19 protein-coding genes are annotated in these 21,508 nt (G+C 72.1%); 12 read left to right on the plus strand and 7 right to left on the minus strand.

Annotation, left to right across the window (positions count from 1 at the left end):
• Positions 1 to 2: 2 nt before the first annotated feature.
• Entirely contained in the window at positions 3 to 854 is an 852-nt protein-coding gene (locus HYQ63_RS25165) for a helix-turn-helix transcriptional regulator (RefSeq protein WP_179936080.1), read from the minus strand.
• A gap of 158 nt (positions 855 to 1,012) precedes the next feature.
• Here HYQ63_RS25165 and HYQ63_RS25170 point away from each other — a divergent pair, with 158 nt between their 5' ends.
• Positions 1,013 to 1,480: an ATP-binding protein gene (locus HYQ63_RS25170; RefSeq protein WP_179936082.1), complete on the plus strand. Its 468-nt coding sequence runs from the start codon at positions 1,013 to 1,015 to the stop codon at positions 1,478 to 1,480.
• Here HYQ63_RS25170 and HYQ63_RS25175 read toward each other — a convergent pair.
• Entirely contained in the window at positions 1,477 to 2,661 is a 1,185-nt protein-coding gene (locus tag HYQ63_RS25175) for a methyltransferase domain-containing protein (protein ID WP_179936083.1), read from the minus strand. The two genes, HYQ63_RS25170 and HYQ63_RS25175, sit on opposite strands and share 4 nt — an antisense overlap.
• Before the next feature lie 77 nt (positions 2,662 to 2,738).
• Between HYQ63_RS25175 and HYQ63_RS25180 the strand changes: the two genes are divergently transcribed.
• From HYQ63_RS25180 to groL, 3 genes are all read left to right on the plus strand, one after another.
• Positions 2,739 to 3,722, plus strand: a complete 984-nt coding sequence (locus HYQ63_RS25180; protein ID WP_257232646.1) for a polysaccharide deacetylase family protein — start codon at positions 2,739 to 2,741, stop codon at positions 3,720 to 3,722.
• A 215-nt stretch (positions 3,723 to 3,937) separates the two neighbouring features.
• The gene (gene groES / locus HYQ63_RS25185; RefSeq protein WP_123100520.1) at positions 3,938 to 4,246 is read left to right on the plus strand and encodes a co-chaperone GroES; all 309 of its coding nucleotides are present in this window, start codon (positions 3,938 to 3,940) and stop codon (positions 4,244 to 4,246) included.
• A 140-nt stretch (positions 4,247 to 4,386) separates the two neighbouring features.
• Complete coding sequence (gene groL / locus HYQ63_RS25190) at positions 4,387 to 6,012, plus strand: chaperonin GroEL (RefSeq protein WP_063736845.1); 1,626 nt, start codon at positions 4,387 to 4,389, stop codon at positions 6,010 to 6,012.
• Between the two features lie 111 nt (positions 6,013 to 6,123).
• On the opposite strand, the gene HYQ63_RS25195 is transcribed toward groL, so the two are convergent.
• The gene (locus HYQ63_RS25195) at positions 6,124 to 6,897 is read right to left on the minus strand and encodes an SDR family oxidoreductase (protein ID WP_179936085.1); all 774 of its coding nucleotides are present in this window, start codon (positions 6,895 to 6,897) and stop codon (positions 6,124 to 6,126) included.
• A gap of 158 nt (positions 6,898 to 7,055) precedes the next feature.
• On the opposite strand from HYQ63_RS25195, the gene HYQ63_RS25200 reads away from it, so the two are divergent.
• Positions 7,056 to 7,976: a LysR family transcriptional regulator gene (locus HYQ63_RS25200; RefSeq protein WP_179936087.1), complete on the plus strand. Its 921-nt coding sequence runs from the start codon at positions 7,056 to 7,058 to the stop codon at positions 7,974 to 7,976.
• 90 nt (positions 7,977 to 8,066) lie between these two features.
• Here the strand turns inward: HYQ63_RS25200 and HYQ63_RS25205 are convergent, their stop codons facing one another.
• Complete coding sequence (locus HYQ63_RS25205; protein ID WP_055557379.1) at positions 8,067 to 8,381, minus strand: WhiB family transcriptional regulator; 315 nt, start codon at positions 8,379 to 8,381, stop codon at positions 8,067 to 8,069.
• A gap of 397 nt (positions 8,382 to 8,778) precedes the next feature.
• Here HYQ63_RS25205 and HYQ63_RS25210 point away from each other — a divergent pair, with 397 nt between their 5' ends.
• The 4 genes from HYQ63_RS25210 (at position 8,779) to HYQ63_RS25225 (ending at position 13,287) form a co-directional block, all read left to right on the plus strand.
• Positions 8,779 to 9,390, plus strand: coding sequence for a response regulator transcription factor (locus HYQ63_RS25210; protein WP_003948568.1), 612 nt, complete (start codon positions 8,779 to 8,781; stop codon positions 9,388 to 9,390).
• A gap of 447 nt (positions 9,391 to 9,837) precedes the next feature.
• The gene (locus HYQ63_RS25215; RefSeq protein ID WP_009715794.1) at positions 9,838 to 10,449 is read left to right on the plus strand and encodes a sigma-70 family RNA polymerase sigma factor; all 612 of its coding nucleotides are present in this window, start codon (positions 9,838 to 9,840) and stop codon (positions 10,447 to 10,449) included.
• Positions 10,450 to 10,576: 127 nt separating this feature from the next.
• Positions 10,577 to 12,079, plus strand: coding sequence for an IMP dehydrogenase (guaB, locus tag HYQ63_RS25220; RefSeq protein ID WP_179936091.1), 1,503 nt, complete (start codon positions 10,577 to 10,579; stop codon positions 12,077 to 12,079).
• Positions 12,080 to 12,162: 83 nt separating this feature from the next.
• Positions 12,163 to 13,287, plus strand: coding sequence for a GuaB3 family IMP dehydrogenase-related protein (locus HYQ63_RS25225; RefSeq protein ID WP_063736842.1), 1,125 nt, complete (start codon positions 12,163 to 12,165; stop codon positions 13,285 to 13,287).
• 94 nt (positions 13,288 to 13,381) lie between these two features.
• Here the strand turns inward: HYQ63_RS25225 and HYQ63_RS25230 are convergent, their stop codons facing one another.
• Both HYQ63_RS25230 and HYQ63_RS25235 read right to left on the minus strand, forming a co-directional pair.
• Positions 13,382 to 14,056 (minus strand): hypothetical protein, encoded by a 675-nt coding sequence (locus HYQ63_RS25230; RefSeq protein WP_257232084.1) that lies wholly within the window; start codon positions 14,054 to 14,056, stop codon positions 13,382 to 13,384.
• Positions 14,057 to 14,252: 196 nt separating this feature from the next.
• Entirely contained in the window at positions 14,253 to 14,696 is a 444-nt protein-coding gene (locus tag HYQ63_RS25235) for a hypothetical protein (RefSeq protein WP_179936095.1), read from the minus strand.
• Between the two features lie 88 nt (positions 14,697 to 14,784).
• On the opposite strand from HYQ63_RS25235, the gene HYQ63_RS25240 reads away from it, so the two are divergent.
• Both HYQ63_RS25240 and HYQ63_RS25245 read left to right on the plus strand, forming a co-directional pair.
• Positions 14,785 to 15,933 carry a rod shape-determining protein gene (locus HYQ63_RS25240; RefSeq protein ID WP_179936097.1) on the plus strand — a complete coding sequence of 383 codons (1,149 nt, stop codon included), beginning with the start codon at positions 14,785 to 14,787 and terminating at the stop codon, positions 15,931 to 15,933.
• Between the two features lie 151 nt (positions 15,934 to 16,084).
• Positions 16,085 to 18,274 (plus strand): DUF6049 family protein, encoded by a 2,190-nt coding sequence (locus HYQ63_RS25245; RefSeq protein ID WP_179936099.1) that lies wholly within the window; start codon positions 16,085 to 16,087, stop codon positions 18,272 to 18,274.
• Between the two features lie 5 nt (positions 18,275 to 18,279).
• Here HYQ63_RS25245 and HYQ63_RS25250 read toward each other — a convergent pair whose 3' ends face one another.
• Positions 18,280 to 19,551: a nucleotide sugar dehydrogenase gene (locus tag HYQ63_RS25250; RefSeq protein WP_179936105.1), complete on the minus strand. Its 1,272-nt coding sequence runs from the start codon at positions 19,549 to 19,551 to the stop codon at positions 18,280 to 18,282.
• Between the two features lie 245 nt (positions 19,552 to 19,796).
• Between HYQ63_RS25250 and HYQ63_RS25255 the strand changes: the two genes are divergently transcribed.
• Positions 19,797 to 21,503 (plus strand): glycerol-3-phosphate dehydrogenase/oxidase, encoded by a 1,707-nt coding sequence (locus tag HYQ63_RS25255; RefSeq protein WP_179936107.1) that lies wholly within the window; start codon positions 19,797 to 19,799, stop codon positions 21,501 to 21,503.
• Positions 21,504 to 21,508: the final 5 nt, after the last annotated feature.

The raw sequence follows: 21,508 nt of genomic DNA on the forward strand, positions 1-21,508 counted from the left end.
CTTCAGAGGTGTTGGGCGATGCCGTGGATCATGTCACGTGACTCCTTCTGGGGGAGGGTCACTTTCATCGTCCGGGCCAGCACCGCCCGGTAATTGGTCAGCTGGGTCTCGGCGTCCAGGAACATGGGGCCGTGCGCGGCGTCGAGCTGCACGGTGTCCAGCTGTGGCACCGGGCCCGAGGCATACGTGACCGATACGCCGGAGACCGGGAACCCGCCCGCCTCGAAGGGAATGACCCGCACGGTGACATTCTCCCGTGTCGAGGCCTCCAGCAGGCTGTCCAGCTGCCTGCGCATGAGCTGCGGCCCGCCGAACCGCATGCGCAGACAGGCCTCGTGGATGATGAAGGTGCACGGGGGAGGGTTGTCCCGGTCGAGGACGTCCCGGCGCTTCATGCGATGGGACAGCCTGCGCCTCAGCTCGGGCGGCGACCACGCCGGAACGGCCTCGCTGAGCACGGCCTGTGCGTATTCCTCGGTCTGGAGGAGGCCCGGCAGGAACATGAGCTCGACCACGCGCAGGCTCGTGGCGTAGTACTCCAACTCGGCGAGGTCGAGCCCGCCGGTGGCGATATGGCCCCGGTACTCCTCCCACCAGCCGCCCTTACGCTCGCGGGTCATGGAGACGAGCGCGTCGACGTAAGCGTGGTCGGGGCAGGTGTAGATGGCGGCGAGGGCCCGCACCCGCTCCTCGCTCACGCCGAAGCGGGCCAGCTCCAGGTTGGTGATGTGGGTGCGGTTGATGCCCAGCCGGTCGGCGGCCTCCTGGATGCTGAGGCCCGCGCCCTCACGCATCCTCCTCAGTTCTGTTCCGAGCCGGACTTGACGCGCGGTCGGGACGCTTCTGGGTGGCATGGTCCTCCGTAACCCTCAAGGAGTAATTGTCGGGGAAATTCAACGGGGCCGTAGCAGTTGTTTGCAGCGCTGCCCTACCTTGGGTGTCGTTGCCGCTACTGCGCGTTGATCGCCGTAACGGTACGCGCGATATAGGCCCCTTCGCAGGGAGTTGCCCCATGGATGCCGACTACGAGTCCGACGACAGTCCACCGCGTCGCCCGCCCGTTCCCTCCAAGGACCCGTACGTCTACACGCTCCAGAGCAACCGGCACGCCACCTCCGCCAAGGTGTGCCGGGACTTCGTCGCCTGCGTGCTGGGCTCCGTGGGGCAGGAGGACCTGGTCGAGGTGGCCACCCTGTGCACCTCCGAGCTGGCCACCAACGCCTTTCTGCACGCCGAGGGCGACTCCCTGACGCTGCGCGTGATGATCGAGCCGCCCCGCTTCCGCGTCCTGGTCTTCGACGCCTCCGCCCAACTCCCCACCGCCGCACGGCTCGCCGCCCCCGACCATCTGCGGGGCCGCGGCCTCGGCGTGGTCGCCGCCCTCGCCGACGCCTGGGGCACGGCTGACGCGGACCCCGTGGGGATGTACGCGAAGGGGGTGTGGTTCGAACTCCGCGCGGAGCAGAAGAGCACCCCCTAGGAGGCCGGGTGCCCCAGGAGCATCGTGGGGGCGCCCGCCGAGCGGGTGAGGAGGATCGTGCAGGCGTTGCCCCCTTCCAGCCGCAGCTTCTTGCGCAGATGCTCCGGCTCGATGGCGGAGCCGCGCTTCTTGATGGTCGCGATGCCGACCTCGCGCTCCCGCAGCAGCGCCCTGAGCTTCTTCAGGTTGAACGGCAGTACATCGGTGATCTCGTACGCGGTGGCGTACGGCGTCGGGCGCAGCTCGTCCGTGGTGATGTAGGCGATCGTCGGGTCGATGAGGCGGCCGCCGATCCGGGCCGCGACGTCCGCCACGAGGTGGGCGCGGATGACGGCGCCGTCCGGTTCGTACAGCCAGCGGCCGACCGGGCCGGACTCGGGGTCCGGGAGCTGCCGGGTGCCGAGCAGGGAGTGGCCGGTGGGCAGCAGGGTGGCGCGGCGCATGCCGGGGCGGGCGGTGCCGAACCACAGGACGGCCTCCTTCACGTTCCCCTGGTCCGAGATCCACTCGGCCTCCGCGTCCTCCGGCACCGCCTCGTGCGGAATGCCGGGCGCGATCTTGAGGGCGGCGCGCGGGGTCGTACGGGCGGCCTCGATGGCCCAGGACAGCGGCGGGGAGTACGCCTCGGGGTCGAAGACCCGGCCCCGGCCGCCGCGCCGGGCGGGGTCCACGAAGACCGCGTCGTACGACGAGGTGTCGATCCCGGTGACGTCGGCGCAGCGCACCTCGATCAGCTGCGACAGGCCCAGCGCGTCGGCGTTGGCCCGGGCGACCGCACAGGTCAGCGGGTCGCGGTCGACGGCCAGGACGCTGAGCCCGGCCCGCGCCATCGCGATGGCGTCGCCGCCGATGCCGCAGCACAGATCGGCCACGCTGCGCACCCCGAACCCGGCCAGCCGGTCGGCGCGGTAGGCGGCGACGGAGGTACGGGTGGACTGCTCGACGCCGTCGGGCGTGAAGTACATGCGATGGGCGTCCTCGGCCCCGAACTTGGGCACCGCCCGCTGCCGCAGCTGTGCCTGGGTCAGGGCCGCCGAGACCAGGGCGGCCGGATGGTCGCGGCGCAGCCGGGTCGCGGTGGCCAGCTCCCGCGCCGGGTCGTAGTTCCGGAGCGCGGAGAGCAGCGCCTGCCCCTCGTCGCCGAGCAGTGAGTCGAAGGCGTCAACGTCCACATGGCCCATTCTCCCCGCTCCGGGGAGCGCATCCGCACCCGCGTGTCGCGCGTCCGCGCACCGTAGAGATGAAGATCGCTTGTGTGATGATGATCAACGCTGGTCTTTCCAGGTGTCTGGTTCTCGCCGCCGCGGCGGCCGTACTCGCCGGCTGCGGAACCCTCGCCGCCCCCGCGCCACTGGCCGGGGCGGGCAGGGAGGCCGCCGGGCCGCGGCAGACGCCGGGCGCGGCCGCCCCGTGGTTCGCGTCCGGGGCACCCGCCGTGTCCGCACCGTCCGGGGCGCCGCCCGGGGAAGCGTCCGCGCCCTCCTCGGACCCCGCTGGGGACGACGCGAAGCCACCCCCGCCGTCGCCGCGCCCGGCGCCGGGGGTCGCCCCGGGCGCGTACCACCGCTGGGGTCTGGACCGGCCGCTGGACCCGCCGCCGCGGCCGCCCGCCGTCAAGCCGCCGCTCGTGCCGGACGGGGACCAGCCGCCGGGGCTGCCGCCCGTCATCCGTCAGGTGGCGACCACCGATCGGGTGGTTTTCCTGACGATCGACGACGGACTGGAGAAGGACCCGCGCTTCATCGACCAAGTCCGGGACCTCGGGCTGCCGTTCACCGAGTTCCTGACGGACCAGGCGGTCGACGGCCGGTACGACTACTTCGGCGAGCTGCACCGGCTCGGCGGCGGCGTCGGCAACCACACGCTCACCCACCCCAGCCTGGCCGGGCAGGACTACGGCACCCAGGTGCGGGAGATCTGCGGGCAGCAGGAGAACCTCCGGAACCGGCTCGGCGTCCAGCCGCGCCTCTTCCGCCCGCCCTACGGGGAGTACGACGAGACCACCCTGCGCGCGGCGGCCGACTGCGGGCTGGGGCCGGTGGTGCTGTGGCGCGCCGAGATGGAGACCCAGGGTCTTGTCTACCGGTCCGGCGGACGGCTCCAACCGGGGGACATCGTGCTCGCGCACTTCCGCGGCCCGGAGCAGCTCGACGGGCACACCATGACCGACATGATCACCGCGCTGCTGCGCGAGATCCAGGCGCAGGGCTTCACCGTGGCGCGGCTGGAGGACTACGTCTGAGCGACGGCGGCACGGCGTCCGTGCGGTCCGGCGGCGCCTCGCTTGGCACTCTGGTTGACGGAGTGCTAACCGCGTCATAATGTCAGGGCTGGCACTCGGCACTGCGGAGTGCCAAACACAGCGACGGGCAGGTCCGGCACCCGCGACGACGGATCCACCTGGTCGCCACCTCAGACAGTTAACCCCGTGAGATCTCCGAAGGGGGAGGTCGGATCGTGACGACCGCCAGCTCCAAGGTTGCCATCAAGCCGCTCGAGGACCGCATCGTGGTCCAGCCGCTCGACGCCGAGCAGACCACGGCCTCTGGCCTGGTCATCCCGGACACCGCCAAGGAGAAGCCCCAGGAGGGCGTCGTCCTGGCCGTGGGCCCGGGCCGTTTCGAGGACGGCAAGCGGCTTCCGCTCGACGTCTCGGTCGGCGACGTCGTGCTCTACAGCAAGTACGGCGGCACCGAGGTGAAGTACAGCGGCGAGGAGTACCTCGTCCTCTCGGCTCGCGACGTCCTCGCGATCGTCGAGAAGTAGTCACCGAAGTTTTGCCTTGAGCCGCGCCCCGGTGCCCGTGTCACAGATACCCGGGGTCGGGGCGCGGTTCGTTTTTTTGACGCGACGGCGGCTGCCCCCGCACGGCGGCCGAGGATCGCAATGAGAGGACATACGCAACCATGGCGAAGATCCTGAAGTTCGACGAGGACGCCCGTCGCGCCCTTGAGCGCGGCGTCAACAAGCTTGCGGACACCGTCAAGGTGACGATCGGCCCCCGCGGCCGCAACGTCGTCATCGACAAGAAGTTCGGTGCTCCGACCATCACCAACGACGGTGTCACGATCGCCCGCGAGGTCGAGGTCGAGGACCCGTACGAGAACCTGGGCGCCCAGCTCGTCAAGGAGGTGGCGACCAAGACCAACGACATCGCGGGTGACGGCACCACCACCGCCACCGTGCTGGCCCAGGCGCTGGTCCGCGAGGGCCTGCGCAACGTGGCCGCCGGTGCCTCCCCGGCCGCCCTGAAGAAGGGCATCGACGCCGCCGTCAAGGCCGTCTCCGAGGACCTGCTGGCCACCGCCAGCCCGATCGACTCCAAGTCCGACATCGCCGCCGTGGCCGGGCTGTCCGCCCAGGACAAGCAGGTCGGCGAGCTGATCGCCGAGGCGATGGACAAGGTCGGCAAGGACGGTGTCATCACCGTCGAGGAGTCCAACACCTTCGGCCTGGAGCTGGACTTCACCGAGGGCATGTCCTTCGACAAGGGCTACCTCTCGCCGTACATGGTGACCGACCAGGAGCGTATGGAGGCCGTCCTCGACGACCCGTACATCCTGATCCACCAGGGCAAGATCGGCTCGATCCAGGACCTGCTGCCGCTGCTGGAGAAGGTCATCCAGGCCGGCGCCAGCAAGCCGCTGCTGATCATCGCCGAGGACGTGGAGGGCGAGGCCCTGTCCACCCTCGTCGTCAACAAGATCCGCGGCACCTTCAACGCCGTCGCCGTGAAGGCCCCCGGCTTCGGTGACCGCCGCAAGGCCATGCTCGGCGACATCGCGACCCTCACCGGCGCCACCGTCATCGCCGAGGAGGTCGGCCTCAAGCTCGACCAGGCCGGTCTGGACGTGCTGGGCACCGCCCGCCGCGTGACCGTCACCAAGGACGACACCACCATCGTCGACGGCGGCGGCAACAGCGACGACGTGGCCGGCCGCATCGCCCAGATCAAGGCCGAGATCGAGTCCACGGACTCCGACTGGGACCGCGAGAAGCTCCAGGAGCGCCTCGCGAAGCTCGCCGGTGGCGTGTGCGTGATCCGCGTCGGCGCGGCCACCGAGGTCGAGCTGAAGGAGAAGAAGCACCGTCTGGAGGACGCCATCTCCGCGACCCGCGCCGCGGTCGAGGAGGGCATCGTCTCCGGTGGTGGCTCCGCTCTGGTCCACGCCGCCAAGGTGCTGGAAGGCAGCCTGGGCAAGGAGGGCGACGAGGCCACCGGTGTCGCCGTCGTCCGCCGCGCCGTCGTCGAGCCGCTGCGCTGGATCGCGGAGAACGCGGGCCTCGAGGGCTACGTCATCACCTCGAAGGTCGCCGAGCTGGAGAAGGGCCACGGCTACAACGCCGCGACCGAGGAGTACGGCGACCTGGTGAAGGCCGGCGTCATCGACCCGGTCAAGGTCACCCGCTCCGCGCTGGAGAACGCCGCCTCCATCGCCTCGCTGCTGCTCACCACCGAGACCCTGGTGGTCGAGAAGCCGGCCGAGGAAGAGGCCGAGGCCGGTGGCCACGGCCACGGCCACGCGCACTGACGCGACCCGAGCGCCACGCGAAGGCGCGGCCGCCCCGCAGGGGGTGGCCGCGCCTTCGCGCGTCGCGCGCCGTGGCGGGGCGCAACGCCGCTCACTCCTCGATTCGATCGCTCACCCCTTGACCGGGGACCGGCCCACCTTCGAGGAGACGCCCGCCACCGCCGACCGCGGCACCAGCTTCGCCAGCCCCGTCATCGCCTTGTACCGCGGGTCCGGAATCGACAGCGTCTTCCCCCGCGCGAAGTCCTTCAGGGCCGCCGCGACCAGCCGGTCAGGGTCCAGCCACATCCAGCTCGGCGCATGTTCCGGCTTGATCCCCGCCCGGGCGTGGAACTCCGTCCGCACCAGCCCCGGGCACAGCGCCATCAGCCGCACCCCCGACCGCCCCAGGTCCTTCGCCGCGCCCTGCGTGAACTGCACGACCCACGCCTTGCTCGCCCCGTACGTCCCGCGCGGGAAGAAGGCGGCGACCGAGGCCACGTTGATCACCCCGCCGCGCCCCCGCGCCCGCATCGTCCGGGCGGCGGCACTGGTCAGCCGCAGCACCGCCTCGCAGTGCAGCTTCAGCATCCGCAGCTCATCGGCGAGCGGCGCTTCCAGGTAGCGGCCGTTGTTGCCGAAACCGGCGTTGTTGACGAGCAGATCGACCGGATGCGTACGGTCCCCCAAGCGCTCCTCGACCGCGGCGATACCGGCGTCCTCGGACAGGTCGGCGCGCAGGACCTCCGCCTCGACCCCGTGCCGGTCGTGGAGGTCGGCGGCCTGGTCCCGGAGCCGCTTCTCGTCGCGGGAGACCAGCACCAGGTTGTGCCCGTCCGCCGCGAGCCGGCTCGCGAAGGCGGAGCCGATGCCCGCCGTGGTTCCGGTAATCAATGCAGTCGTCATACGCGCACGTTATCGGCCGGACGAGCACTCCGCGCCCGGGCGCCGCGGCCCCGGGCGGCCGATACCGTTCCGGCCCGATCGACAAGCCACCCCTTACGCCGTCAAAGCACCGGCGCGATATTCCGGTCCGCACCCAAGTGCCCCTTATGCTCGGGGGCATGATCGAGGCTCGTCATCTGAGGGTGCTGCGCGCGGTGGCCGCCACCGGTTCCTTCTCCGCCGCCGCCCGCGAGCTGGGCTGCACCCAGCCCGCCGTCAGCCAGCAGATGAAGGCCCTGGAGCAGTCCACGGGGACGCCGCTGCTGATCCGTACCGGGCGGGAGATGCGGCTGACCGAGGCGGGCGAGGCGCTCGTACGGCACGCGGCGGGCATCCTCGCCGGGCTGACCGCCGCCGAGGAGGAGGTCGCGGCGCTCGCCGGGCTGCGGGCCGGGCGGGTGCGGCTGGTGTCGTTCCCCAGCGGCAGCTCGACGCTGGTGCCGACCGCGCTCGCCGGGATGCGCGCCGCCCACCCGGGGACGCGGGTCTCCCTGGTGGAGGCCGAGCCGCCGCGTTCGGTGGCGATGCTGCGCGGGGGCGACTGCGAGATCGCGCTCGCCTTCCGGTATCCGCAGGCGGGGCCTGCGGCAGATCCCGACGCGGACCCGGCGGCGGGGTGGGACGACCTGGTGGTGCGGCCGCTGCTGCGGGACCGGCTGGTGGTCATGGTCCCGCACGATCACCGGCTGGCCGGGGCCGGGACGGTGGGGATCGGGGAACTGGCCGAGGAGCCGTGGATCGCGGGCTGCCCGCGGTGCCGGCGCCATCTGGTGGAGGTGTGCGAGGCCGAGGGCTTCACCCCGCGGATCGACTTCGCGACGGACGACTACCCGGCGGTGGTCGGGCTGGTGGGGGCCGGGCTCGGGGTCGCGGTGCTGCCGGAGCTGGCGGTGGAGTGCGTACGGGCCAAGGGGACGGCGACGCTGGGGGTCAAGCCGGCGGTGCGGCGCGAGGTGGTGGCGCTGACGCTGCCGGACCTGGCGCGGGTTCCGGCGGTGGCGGCGACCCTGGACCGGCTGGAGCTGGCGGCGCGGCGCTGACGCGCGAAAACCCGCCGATCGTCGGTGGTCACGGTCGGCGGTGGGGGTGATGGAACGTTTCTTCAGTGAGCGGGGGAGTGGGGATCCCGGTCAGGACCCCGGGGCTCCCGAGGAGGCGACCGTGCGATGGCGGGCCCGCCCCATCAGCTCCTCGCGCTCGTCCTCGGTCAGTCCGCCCCAGACCCCGTACGGCTCGCGCACGGCCAGGGCATGAGCCGCGCACTGCGCCCGTACCGGGCAGCGCATGCACACCTCTTTCGCCGACATCTCGCGCGCGCTGCGGGCCGCGCCGCGCTCCCCTTCCGGGTGGAAGAAGAGCGAGCTGTCGACACCGCGGCATGCGGCCAGGAGCTGCCAGTCCCACAGATCGGCGTTCGGACCGGGAAGACGGGAGAAATCTGCCATTGCCTTGTCTCCTCGAAGCGATCGGCTGCGGACGCTGTGTCCCGGGTCGTACACCTACTGTGTAAGTAGATGTAAATATGACTCATTGCGAATCTAGCCACACAGACCGGCAAATTGGAAGCAAGGTCGCCAAATGCCACCGAAGGGGATGACCTTTGGGGGAGACGTGACAGGGCGCGACCTGCGCGGGGAAGCGCCTCCGTGTCCGAGGGCTCACGTAGAGTGTCGAAGGTGGCCGCCGAACCCCGTAACTCTTTCGGGTGACCGTCGTTGAGAGTGCGGAGGCGGTTGATGGGTAAAGCTCTCGGACACATGTCCGGGGCTGTCAATCGCTCAGGTGACGATATGTACCAGCCTGGAGGCTCAAGGTGACGCGCATCATCTGCGGAGGGCGGCCATGACATCCGTCCTCGTCTGCGACGACTCCCCGCTCGCCCGAGAAGCGCTGCGCCGCGCGGTGGCGACGGTGCCCGGCGTCGAGCGGGTGACGACGGCGGCCAACGGCGAGGAAGTCCTCCGCCGATGGGGCGCCGACCGCTCGGATCTGATTCTGATGGACGTGCGCATGCCCGGTCTCGGCGGAGTCGAGACCGTGCGCCGGCTGCTTTCCGCCGACCCCGGCGCCCGGATCATCATGCTCACGGTCGCTGAGGACCTCGACGGGGTCGCCCTCGCCGTGGCCGCCGGTGCCCGCGGCTATCTGCACAAGGACGCCTCGCGCGCCGAGCTGCGCGCGACCGTGACGCAGGCCCTCGCCGACCCGACCTGGCGACTGGCCCCGCGCCGGCTGCGCTCCGCCGAGATGGGCGCCGCGCCCACGCTCACCGCGCGCGAGATCCAGGTGCTGGAGGGCATGAGCCACGGCCGGTCCAACGCAGAGATCGGCCGTGAGCTTTTCCTCTCCGAGGACACGGTCAAGACGCACGCCCGTCGGCTGTTCAAGAAGCTCGGCGCGTCCGACCGGGCCCATGCGGTGGCCCTCGGATTCCGCTGGGGCCTGGTCCGCTAGGCGCCTTCCTCACATGTCGCGCAGCGGGGGCGCCAGGTCCTGTCCGGCGGATCTTCGTGGATCAGGCCGCGGCGTCTGGTGCCGTGCATCGCAAGGCGGAGGATCGTCCTCGTACCGGGCGTACTCGGACGACTCCGACAACGCAGCGAGGTGCGGTGCCAGGGGTCGCGGCCCCGCGAAGATCCGGCGGACAGGACCTACGGTCCCCGCCCGCCGGGTGGCGGGCGGGGCGAGAGCGTGCGCGGCACCGGCCGTGACGGTGGCTTGTACCGGTTCCCCGCGCGATGCCGCATCCTTGAGGGTGTGGAGTTCCTCGGGGACGAGTCGGTCGGGCGTGAGGGGAGAGCGCAGGACGTGACGACTACCGGCGCACCTGCTCATAACGCTTCAGCGCACAACTATGGACGCGATGCCACGGAGCCGCCGGGCCCAAGGCACCATGGACGGATGCGCGACGACGAGAGTCCAGGGCCCCCCAAGGGCGGCAGCCCGGGGGCGCCAGGGGCCATCGGCGCCCTCGTCGGGCGCGCCGTCGAGGGGGACGAGCAGGCCACCCACGACCTGCTGGCCCATGTCCATCCGCTCGCCCTGCGCTACTGCCGCACCCGGCTGTCCCGACTGCCGGGTGACGCTCGTCATTTCGTGGACGACCTGGCGCAAGAGGTCTGCCTCGCGGTGCTGTGCGCGCTGCCGCGCTACCGCGACACCGGCAAGCCCTTCGAGGCGTTCGTGGTGGCCATCGCCTCCCACAAGGTCGCCGATCTCCAGCGGGCGGCCATGCGCCACCCCGGTTCCACGGCGGTGCCCTCGGACGAGATGCCGGAGCAGCCGGACGATTCGCTGGGCCCGGAGGAGCGGGCGCTGCTGAGCAGCGACGCGGAATGGGCCAAGAAGCTGCTCGCGAACCTTCCGGAGAATCAGCGCGAGCTGGTGCTGCTGCGGGTGGCGGTCGGGCTTACGGCGGAGGAGACCGGGCAGATGCTCGGCATGTCGCCGGGCGCGGTGCGGGTCGCACAGCACCGGGCGCTCAGCCGGTTGCGCGCACTGGCCGAACAGTAGCGCGGTCGGTCGTTCCGGGCGGCATCACCAGCGGTATTCGTCGGTTGTCCACAGGGCGGAATGTGACACCGGGGATGGCCGTTAGCATGGGAGTCCGCGCTGGGGCAAGACCATTTGGAAGGGTGTCATGACTGACAACGTCGACGGAGTGCCTGAGAAGTTCGCGATGCTCGGGCTGACGTACGACGACGTGCTGCTGCTGCCGGGCGCCTCCGAGGTGCTGCCGAACGCGGTCGACACCTCGTCCAGGGTCTCCCGGAACGTCCGGGTGAACGTACCGCTGCTGTCGGCCGCCATGGACAAGGTCACCGAGGCCCGCATGGCCATCGCCATGGCCCGTCAGGGCGGTGTGGGCGTGCTGCACCGCAATCTGTCCATCGAGGACCAGGCGAACCAGGTCGACCTGGTCAAGCGGTCCGAGTCCGGCATGGTCACCGACCCGATCACGGTCCGGCCGGACGCCACGCTGCACGAGGCGGACGCGCTGTGCGCGAAGTTCCGCATCAGCGGCGTCCCGGTCACCGACGCGGCGGGCAAGCTGCTGGGCATCGTCACCAACCGGGACATGGCCTTCGAGGTGGACCGGGGCCGTCAGGTCCGCGAGGTCATGACCCCGATGCCGCTGGTCACCGGTAAGGTCGGGATCTCCGGTGACGACGCGATGCAGCTGCTGCGCCGCCACAAGATCGAGAAGCTGCCGCTGGTCGACGACGCGGGCGTGCTCAAGGGCCTGATCACGGTCAAGGACTTCGTGAAGGCCGAGCAGTACCCGAACGCGGCGAAGGACGACGAGGGCCGGCTGGTCGTCGGCGCGGCCGTCGGCGTCGGTGACGAGGCGTTCGACCGGGCGCAGGCGCTGGTCGAGGCCGGGGCCGACTTCCTGGTGGTCGACAGCGCCCACGGGCACAGCCGGGGCATCCTCGACATGATCGCCAAGGTCAAGTCCAATGTCCCGGTCGACGTGGTCGGCGGCAACGTCGCCACCCGCGACGGCGCCCAGGCGCTGATCGACGCGGGCGTGGACGGGGTGAAGGTCGGCGTCGGCCCGGGCTCCATCTGCACCACCCGGGTGGTCGCGGGCATCGGCGTCCCGCAGGTGACCGCGATCTACGAGGCGGCCCGCGCGTGCCACGCGGCCGACGTGCCGCTGATCGGCGACGGCGGTCTCCAGTTCTCCGGTGACATCGCCAAGGCGATCGCCGCCGGTGCGGACACGGTGATGCTGGGCAGCCTGCTGGCCGGGTGCGAGGAGTCGCCGGGCGAGATGGTCTTCATCAACGGCAAGCAGTTCAAGTCCTACCGGGGCATGGGTTCGCTGGGCGCGATGCAGACCCGCGGCCAGGCCCGCTCGTTCTCCAAGGACCGCTACTTCCAGGACAACGTGCTCTCCGAGGACAAGCTCGTCCCCGAGGGCATCGAGGGCCAGGTGCCCTACCGCGGCCCGCTGGCCTCGGTCGCCCATCAGCTGGTCGGGGGCCTGCGCGCCTCCATGGGGTACGTCGGCTCGGCGTCCGTGGCGGAGCTGAAGGAGAAGGGCCGCTTCGTGCGGATCACCTCCGCGGGCCTCAAGGAGAGCCACCCGCACGACGTCCAGATGGTCTCCGAGGCGCCGAACTACTCCGGCCGTTAACCCGCGCGACCCCCGCGCGACGGGCTGCGCGCGGGGGGTGGAGATACTGGTACGGCAGAACAAGCCAGCGAAAGGCACCCCACGTGACTGAGATCGAGATCGGGCGCGGCAAGCGCGGCCGCAGGGCGTACGCGTTCGACGACATCGCCGTCGTGCCGAGTCGTCGTACCCGGGACCCGAAGGAGGTCTCGATCGCCTGGCAGATCGACGCCTACCGCTTCGAGCTGCCGTTCCTGGCCGCCCCGATGGACTCGGTGGTCTCCCCGCAGACCGCGATCCGCATCGGCGAGCTGGGCGGCCTCGGGGTGCTGAACCTCGAAGGTCTGTGGACCCGGTACGAGGACCCCGAGCCGCTGCTCGCCGAGATCGCCGAGCTGGACGAGCGCACCGCGACCCGCCGGCTCCAGGAGATCTACGCCGAGCCGATCAAGGAAGAGCTGATCGGGCAGCGGCTGAAGGAGGTGCGCGACTCGGGCGTGGTCACCGCCGCCGCCCTGTCGCCGCAGCGCACCGCGCAGTTCTCCAAGGCCGTGGTGGACGCCGGGGTCGACATCTTCGTCATCCGGGGCACCACCGTCTCGGCCGAGCACGTCTCGGGCGCCGCCGAGCCGCTGAACCTCAAGCAGTTCATCTACGAGCTGGACGTTCCGGTCATCGTGGGCGGCTGCGCCACGTACACCGCCGCGCTGCACCTCATGCGCACCGGCGCGGCCGGGGTGCTCGTCGGGTTCGGCGGCGGCGCCGCCCACACCACCCGCAATGTGCTGGGCATCCAGGTGCCGATGGCCACGGCGGTGGCCGATGTCGCCGCCGCCCGCCGGGACTACATGGACGAGTCCGGCGGCCGCTATGTGCATGTGATCGCGGACGGCGGGGTCGGCTGGAGCGGCGATCTGCCGAAGGCGATCGCGTGCGGCGCCGACTCGGTGATGATCGGCTCGCCGCTGGCCCGGGCCACGGACTCGCCGGGCCGTGGCCACCACTGGGGCATGGAGGCCGTGCACGACGAGGTGCCGCGCGGCAAGCGCATGAACCTGGGCGTGGTCGGCACCACCGAGGAGGTCCTGCTCGGCCCCTCGCACACCCCGGACGGTTCGATGAACTTCTTCGGCGCGCTGCGCCGGGCGATGGCGACCACCGGCTACTCGGAGCTGAAGGAGTTCCAGCGTGTCGAGGTGACGGTGGCCCCGTCGAACGACAAGCGCTGAGCGCACCCACCGAATACGCATGGGGAAGGCCCCGACCGCGATGCGGTCGGGGCCTTCCCCATGTCTGCCGTGCTGTGCCCTGCGGGCGCTCCGGTCAGCGGTTGCTGAGCCGGAACGCGGTACCGGCGGCGGCGATCGGGGAGAGGATCATGAAGATCCAGGTGATCGCGTCGGCGTCTTCCTTCCAGGTGTCGAACAGGTCGCCGAAGTGCTCGAAGAAGATCTCGTTCGCGGACGGGATGTTGGCGGAGGCCGCGGCGGCACCACCCATCTTGTCCAGGTAGTTCGAGGCCGCCTCGTTCATGATCATGGCGTAGCCGTACAGCTCGCCGAGGAACACGGCGGCGAGCGCCAGAACCGCGCCGACCACCCACAGCGCCACGTTGCGGCCGCCGAGCTTGAAGACCACGAAGCCGACGAGCGCGCCGAGGGCGACACCCGCGTAGGCGAACTTCGTGACCTCCGGCGGGTTCGAGTCGGTGTCGGCGAGCGAGCTGAGCAGGAACGCGTACGCCACCGCACCGATGAGAGCGGCCACGATGGCGGCACCGACAGCGGCGAGCGGGTTGCCCTGGCGGCCGACCTGCGGCGCGGGCGGCGGGAAGCCGCCACCGGCGAACTGCGGCTGGGGAGCGCCGGGCTGCGGCTGCTGGGGCTGCGCCTGCGGGTAGCCGTAGCCGGGCTGCTGCGCACCGGGCTGCTGCGGGTAACCGCCCTGCTGCTGCGGGTAACCGCCCTGCTGCTGCGGCTGCTGCCAGTTCTGGCTCATGAAATCCCCCGGGGATGAAGGTGATTCGCGTTCAGGGACAGCCGTGGCCCAGGTGCGGCGACAGCGGGGAACGCGAATGATTCGAGCCATAAAGTAACAGGAGTGCATGACAACCAGACAAGTCGCGTCTGGGGTCCGTGACACGCCTGGGACCAGACGGAGACATGGTGTCCCGGTAAAGGCGGATATTGATCCGCTATTCGGCGATGCGCTTGGCGACCAGATAACTTTCCACGCCCGCCACGGCGTAGAAGGTGATGTCGTTGCGCCCCAGGACATCGCTTCGCCAGGAGTCCATGACCAGGCCGAAGTGTCCGATCAGGGTGTCCGCCGTGGGCCAGGAACTCTGGTCCCCCATCTGCACCGCGACGCCGATCAGTTGCGCGAGCGAGACGCCGACCAGCGCCAGCGGTATGCCGATCAGGGCGAGAAGCGGGGCCCGGCCGCCCAGTTTGCCGAGCGCGGCGCCGATCAACAGGCCGATGCATAACGCCCAATAGCCGACTTCCTGCCCGCGGTGGCCGATCTTTCCCTGTACAAAGCCGAAGAGGGCGGCTGCGAGGAGGGTGGTCGCGATGCCCGCGGCGAGGCCGCGGCCGGGTCGTGCGTCGGGCGAAGCGGATGATGCGCACGCGATCATGCCCGCAAGGTAGCAGTGAGGATCCGCACGGTGGAGCGAATCTCGGCGGTGGCAGGACAGAATCCGGCATAAGCAATAATGTCAACTTATGGCGCAGAACAAGTCGTTCACTGGGCGAGACATGGGCATCGACCTCGGCACCGCGAATACGCTGGTGTACCTGCGGGGCAAGGGCATCGTGCTCAACGAACCGTCGGTCGTGGCGGTCAACACGGCCGACGGCAATGTGCTGTCGGTGGGTTCGGCGGCAAAGGAGACCATGGGGCGGACCCCGACGAACATTGTCGCCGTTCGACCGCTCCGCGATGGGGTCATCGCCGATTTTGAGGTCGCCGAGCGCATGCTGCGGTACTTCATCAGGAAGGTGATGGGCAGCAGGCGGCTGGCCCGTCCCCGCGTCGTCGTCTGTGTGCCGTCCGGCATCACCGGTGTCGAGCGGCGCGCGGTGATGGAGGCCGCGACCCAGGCCGGGGCGCGGCAGGTGCATCTGGTCGAGGAGCCGATCGCGGCGGCGATCGGCGCGGGCCTGCCGGTGAGCGAGCCCACCGGCTCGATGGTCGTCGACATCGGCGGCGGTACGACGGAAGTCGCCGTCGTCTCGCTGGGCGGCATCGTCACGGCGCGCTCGGTGCGCACGGCGGGCGATGCGATGGACGTCGCGATCAGCACGTACGTCAAGAAGCAGTACGCGCTGGCCATCGGCGAACGGACCGCCGAGGAGATCAAGGTGTCCATCGGGTCCGCCTCACCGACCGGCTCGTGGTCGGCGCCGCGGGCCGGGGCCTTCGTCCGGCAGATCGAGCGCAACGTCGAAGTGCTCGACAACGCTGACAACGAGGACACCCAGGCGCTGCTGCCGCCCGACCGCTGCACCATCCGCGGCCGGGACCAGGCCACCGGACTGCCCAAGGTCCTCGAACTCACCGCGGACGAGGTGCGGCACGCGCTCGCCGAGCCGGTGGACAGCATCGTCGCCGCCGTCCGGTCCACGCTGGACGAGACCCCGCCGGAGCTGGCGGGCGACATCATGGACCGCGGCATCGTGCTCACCGGCGGCGGTGCGCTGCTGCGCGGTCTGGACGTACGGCTCGGCCGCGAGCTGGACATCCCGGTGCTGGTCGCCGACGACCCGCTGGACTGCGTCGCCGTCGGCACCGGCCGCTGCGTCGAGGACTTCGCGTCGCTGCGGGCCGCGATGGACGCCAGCCCGCGCCGCTCCGACACCGTGCGGGTCTGACGCCGTGCGCGTCTGAGGCCGTACGGTCCGATGCCGTGCGGGTCCGACGCCGCACCGTCCCACCATCGGGCCGCCTGGGCGTGCGGCCCGGGTGCCGCCGTGGTGGGCTGGTGAGCGGGCCGGATCGTCAGGCGGGAGGTACGGCGGCGAGGTGACGGCAGGAGCACGGGCGTACGGGCGGACGATCGCCGTGGCGATCGCGCTGCTCCTGCCCGGCGGGCCCGCCACCGCGGCCACCCCGCCCGTGCGCGCGCCCGCCGTACGGCATCCGCCCGCCACCCGGGACGCGGCCGCCCCGCGCCCGTACCCGCTCGCCGTCGCACTGCGGTCGCTGAGCCCCGCCGTGGTCCGCCACGACGGCGAGGTCAGGATCAGCGGCACCGTCACCAACACCTCCGGGCGGCGCGTCACCGGAGCCCGCATCGGCCTGCGCATCGGCGCGGCCGGGGCCGCCGACACCCGCGGCGCGCTCGCCGTCCACGCCGGGCGCACCGTCCTGACCCGCGCCGACGGCACCGAACTCACCGCCCACACCGCCCGCCTCGCCCGGCTCGACGCACACGCCGGGCGCCGCTTCCACCTCACCGTGCCCGTCTCCGGCCTCGGGCTGGAGGGCGCGGGCGCGTATCCGCTCACCGTGACCGCGTCCGGCGCGGACGGCCGGGTGCTCGGCCTGACCCGCGGTCAGCTGCCCGTCTATCCCGACGGCACCGCCCTGGAGCGGCTGCGCACCACCGCCCTGTGGCCCCTCACCGACGTTCCGCACATGGAGGCGCTGACCCGGCGCACCGGCGACGACAGCGTGCTGCCGGTCTTCCGCGACGATGCGCTGACCGCCGCGTTCGGCCCCGGCGGGCGGCTGCGGCGGCTGGTCGAACTGGGCGAGGACGAGCCGGTGACCTGGGCCATCGACCCCGATCTGATCGTCCAGGCGCAGGCCATGACGCGCGGCTACCGGGTGGCCCGCACGCCGGGCAGCAGCGACCCGCAGGAGGCCGGGCCGGGCAAGGGCGGCAAGGCGGCGGCGGGCTGGCTGGCCGCGCTGCGCAAGGCGGTGCGCGGCCGCGACGTGATCGTCCTGCCGTACGCGGACCCCGATCTGGCCTCGCTCGCCCGCCGCGGCGACCCGGCGCTGGCCGCGCTGCTGCGCCGCGCGTCCGCCACCGGCACCGCCGTGGTGAACCGGGCGCTGGACGTCCGCGCCCGCGACGGGCTGGCCTGGCCCGCGGCCGGTCAGCTGGACGCCGGGATCGCCGGGTACGCGCGGCGGCTCGGCCTGGACACGGTGCTCGCCTCCGGCGAAGGGCCCGGCCCGTACGGCGCGTCGCTCGTCGCCGGGGGCGCCACGGACGACGGCGCGGTCGCGCTCGGCGGCGGGAGCACCGCGCTGACGTACGACGCGACCATCGCCTCCCTGCTGTTCCGCAGCCACCCGGCCGCGGGCGCCGCCGGGGAGCCCGCCCGGCTCGCGCTGCGGCAGCGGCTGCTGGCCGAGACCCTGACGGCGGTACGGGAGCTGCCGTACGCGGCGCGCGACCTGGTCGTCGTACCGCCGCGCCGGATGCCGGTCGGGGTCGCGCGGACGCTGCTGTCGGCGCTGGCCGCGGGTCAGGAGGCGGGCTGGCTGGGGGCGTCGCGGTTCGAGGTGGCGCTGCGGGAGCCGGAGGCGGGGGAGTTGCGGGACAGCGGCGGCCAGCCGGCCGGGCTGCGCGCCTCCGAGCTGCCCCCGGAGCGGCTGGCCGCGGTCGCCCGGGACCGGCGGCGGCTGCGCGCGCTGGCGAAGGTGCTGTCCGACGCGCGGGCCACGGTGGCATCGGTGCGCGCGGCGCTGGCCCGGTCGGTGTCCACGGGGTGGCGGGGCGACGCGGCGGGGGCGCGCGCGTACCAGGAGGGCGTGGCCCGCTATCTGACCGCGTCGATCGCCTCGGTGCGGCTGGTGCCCAAGTCGCGGGTGGTGGTGACCGGCGGTTCCGCGACCATCCCGGTCACGGTCGCCAACGGGCTCCAGCAGGACCTCACCGGCGTCGAGCTGCGGGTGCTCTCCAGCCGCCCCGAGCGGGCCCGCGCGGTCGACCGCGCCGTGGCCGTGCGGGCGTCGCGGGCGGTGAGCCGTACGGTACGGGTCCGGGTGAGCGCGCACGCGAACGGGCCGGTGCGGCTCACCGCCCAGCTCTACACCCGCGCCGACGGGCGGCCGTGGGGAGCGCCGATGACGTTCACCGCCGATGTGCGCTCGGTGCCGTCGGGCGCGGTCGCGTTCGTGGCGGGCGGGCTGGGCCTGATCGCGCTGGCGGCGGCCCTGCGCCTGCGGACCGCCCGGCGCCGGGCCGGCGGCGGCTGAGGGCTTTACAGCCGGTGGGCGGTGCCCGCCGGGCTGGCGCCGCGGGTGTCCAGCAGCAGCTGTGCCTTGGCCGCCAGGCCCTGGAGGTCGTAGGTGCGGTGGTGCTGGAGCAGCACGGTCAGGTCGGCCTCGGCCGCCGCCTCGTACAGCGCGTCCGCGCGCGGCACCGGGCGGCCCAGGACCCGCCAGCCCGGCACATACGGATCGTGGTAGCCCAGCTGGGCGCCCAGCTCCATCAGCCGGGCGGCGATCTCGCGCGCCGGGGAGCCCTCCTCGTCCGCCACGTCCGGCTTGTAGCTGACGCCGAGCAGCAGGACGTGGGCGCCGCGCGCCGACTTGCCGTGCTCGTTGAGGAGCGCCGTACAGCGCTGGGTGACGTAGCCCGGCATCCGCCCGTTGACCTGCTGCGCCAGCTCGACCATGCGCAGCGGGAGGCCGAGCCCGCGCTGCGGGTGCGTCATCCCGTCGCACTCGATCGGCGCGCCGTGGCCGCCGACGCCGGGGCCGGGGCGGAAGGACTGGAAGCCGAACGGCTTGGTCTCGGCGCAGCGCACCACGTCCCACAGGTCGACGCCGTTGTCGTGGCAGAACGCCGCCATCTCGTTGACCAGGGCGATGTTGACGTGCCGGTAGTTGGTCTCCAGGACCTTCACGGTCTCGGCCTCGCGCGGCCCGCGGGCGCGGACGACCTTCTCGGTGAGGCGGCCGTAGAACGCGGCGGCCGCCTCGGTGCAGGCGGCGGTGAGGCCGCCGATGACCTTGGGGGTGTTGGCGTAGCCGTAGACGCGGTTGCCGGGGTCGAGGCGGCCGGGGGAGTAGGCGAGGTGGAAGTCGCGCCCGGCCCGCAGCCCGGATCCCTGCTCCAGCAGCGGGCGCAGGAATTCCTCGGTGGTGCCGGGGTACACGGTGGATTCCAGCAGAACAGTGGTGTGCGGGCGCAGCCACCCCGCCAGCGTGCGCGCCGCCTCGCCGACCGCGGACAGATCCAGCCGGCGGTCCTCGCCGAGCGGGGTGGGGGAGCAGATCACGGCGGTGCGGACCCGGCCCAGCTCGGCCGCGTCGGTGGTGGTCCGGAAGCCGCCGGAGATCATCCGGCGCAGCTCGGCGGCGGTCAGCGAGCCGTCGCCCGCCCCGGTGGGCAGCCGCCCGGCCCGCAGCTCGTCGGCGGCCCGGGAGTCCGGGTCGTAGCCGACCGTGCGGACACCGGCGGCGGTGGCGGCCTGGGCGAGCGGGAGGCCGAGGTGGCCGAGTCCGATGACGGCGAGATCTGCGGGCATGACTTCGAGCCGTCCTTCCCGAGGCGATTCCGGATGGCGCAAAGGCAGACTAAGCGGAAATATGACTCGTATTCAGTATTGACGGAGGGTGGCGACGCGGTGTTGCGGTCACCGGCAGGGGACGGTCTGCGCGGCGGCCCGCCCAGGGCCCGGACCGGCATGGCACAGCGGCATGGCACGGCGAGGAGAAAGCCAGGAAAATCATCAGGCGAGCGTCGTGACGTCGATCACAACGGGAGGCAGCGGTGAAGACACCGGCACTGGGACCGGCCGAGCGCGGCGAGGCGCTGGCCCGGATGGCGGACCGTGAGCTGGACGTACTGGTCGTGGGCGGCGGCGTGGTCGGCGCGGGCACCGCGCTCGACGCCGCGACCCGCGGCCTGGAAACCGGACTGGTCGAGTCCAGGGACTGGGCCTCCGGCACCTCCAGCCGCTCCAGCAAGCTGGTCCACGGCGGCCTGCGCTACCTGGAGATGCTCGACTTCGCCCTCGTCAGAGAGGCGCTGAAGGAGCGCGGACTGCTGCTGGAGCGGATCGCTCCGCACCTGGTCAAACCCGTCCCGTTCCTCTACCCGCTCAAGCACCGGGGCTGGGAGCGGGTCTACGCGGGGGCGGGCGTCGCGCTCTACGACGCGATGTCGGTCTCCTCCGGGCACGGCCGCGGACTGCCCGTCCACCGCCATCTCTCGCGCACCCGCGCGCTGCGCGTCGCCCCCTGCCTCCGCAAGGACGCCCTGGTCGGCGCGCTCCAGTACTACGACGCCCAGGTGGACGACGCCCGCTTCGTCACCTCGCTGGTCCGCACCGCCGCCCGGTACGGCGCGCACGTCGCCAACCGGGCCAGGGTGGTCGGCTTCCTGCGCGAGGGGGCACGCGTCGTCGGGGCCCGGGTGCACGATCTGGAGCAGGGGGGCGAGTTCGAGGTCCGGGCCCGCCAAGTGGTGAACGCCAGCGGGGTGTGGACGGACGAGACGCAGGCGCTGATCGGGGAGCGCGGCCAGTTCCATGTGCGCGCGTCCAAGGGCATCCACCTCGTCGTGCCCAGGGACCGCATCCACTCCACGACCGGGCTGATCCTGCGCACCGAGAAGAGCGTGCTGTTCGTCATCCCGTGGGGGCGGCACTGGATCATCGGCACCACCGACACCGGCTGGGACCTCGACAAGGCCCACCCGGCCGCCTCCAGCGCCGACATCGACTACCTGCTGGAACACGTCAACGAGGTCCTCGCGGTGCCGCTCACCCGCGACGACGTCGAGGGCGTCTACGCCGGGCTGCGCCCGCTGCTGGCCGGGGAGTCGGACGCGACCAGCAAGCTCTCGCGCGAGCACACGGTCGCCCATCCGGTGCCGGGCCTGGTGGTGGTCGCGGGCGGCAAGTACACGACGTACCGGGTCATGGCCAAGGACGCCGTGGACGAGGCGGTGCACGGCCTCGACCGGCGGGTCGGGCCCTGCGTCACCGAGGACGTGCCGCTGGTCGGCGCCGTCGGCTACCAGGCGCTGTGGAACGCGCGGGCGCGCATGGCCCGGCGCACCGGGCTGCACGTCGCCCGCGTCGAACACCTGCTGAACCGATACGGCGCACTCACCGAAGAGGTGCTGGAGCTGGTCGCCGCCGACTCGTCGCTGGGCGAACCGCTCACCGCCGCCGACGACTATCTGCGCGCCGAGGTCGTCTACGCCGCCTCCCACGAGGGCGCCCGCCACCTGGACGACGTCCTCACCCGGCGCACCCGCATCTCCATCGAGACCTTCGACCGGGGCACCCGCGGCGCCCGCGAGGCAGCTGAGCTGATGGCGCCGGTGCTGGGCTGGGGGCCGGAGCAGATCGACAAGGAGGTCGAGCACTACGAGAAGCGGGTGGAGGCGGAGCGCGAATCGCAGCGGCAGCCGGACGACCTGACGGCGGACGCGGCCCGGCTGGGCGCACCGGACATCGTGCCGCTGTAGGGCTC

The organism is Streptomyces sp. Rer75, from assembly GCF_013414305.1.
Classification (GTDB): domain Bacteria; phylum Actinomycetota; class Actinomycetes; order Streptomycetales; family Streptomycetaceae; genus Streptomyces; species Streptomyces himastatinicus.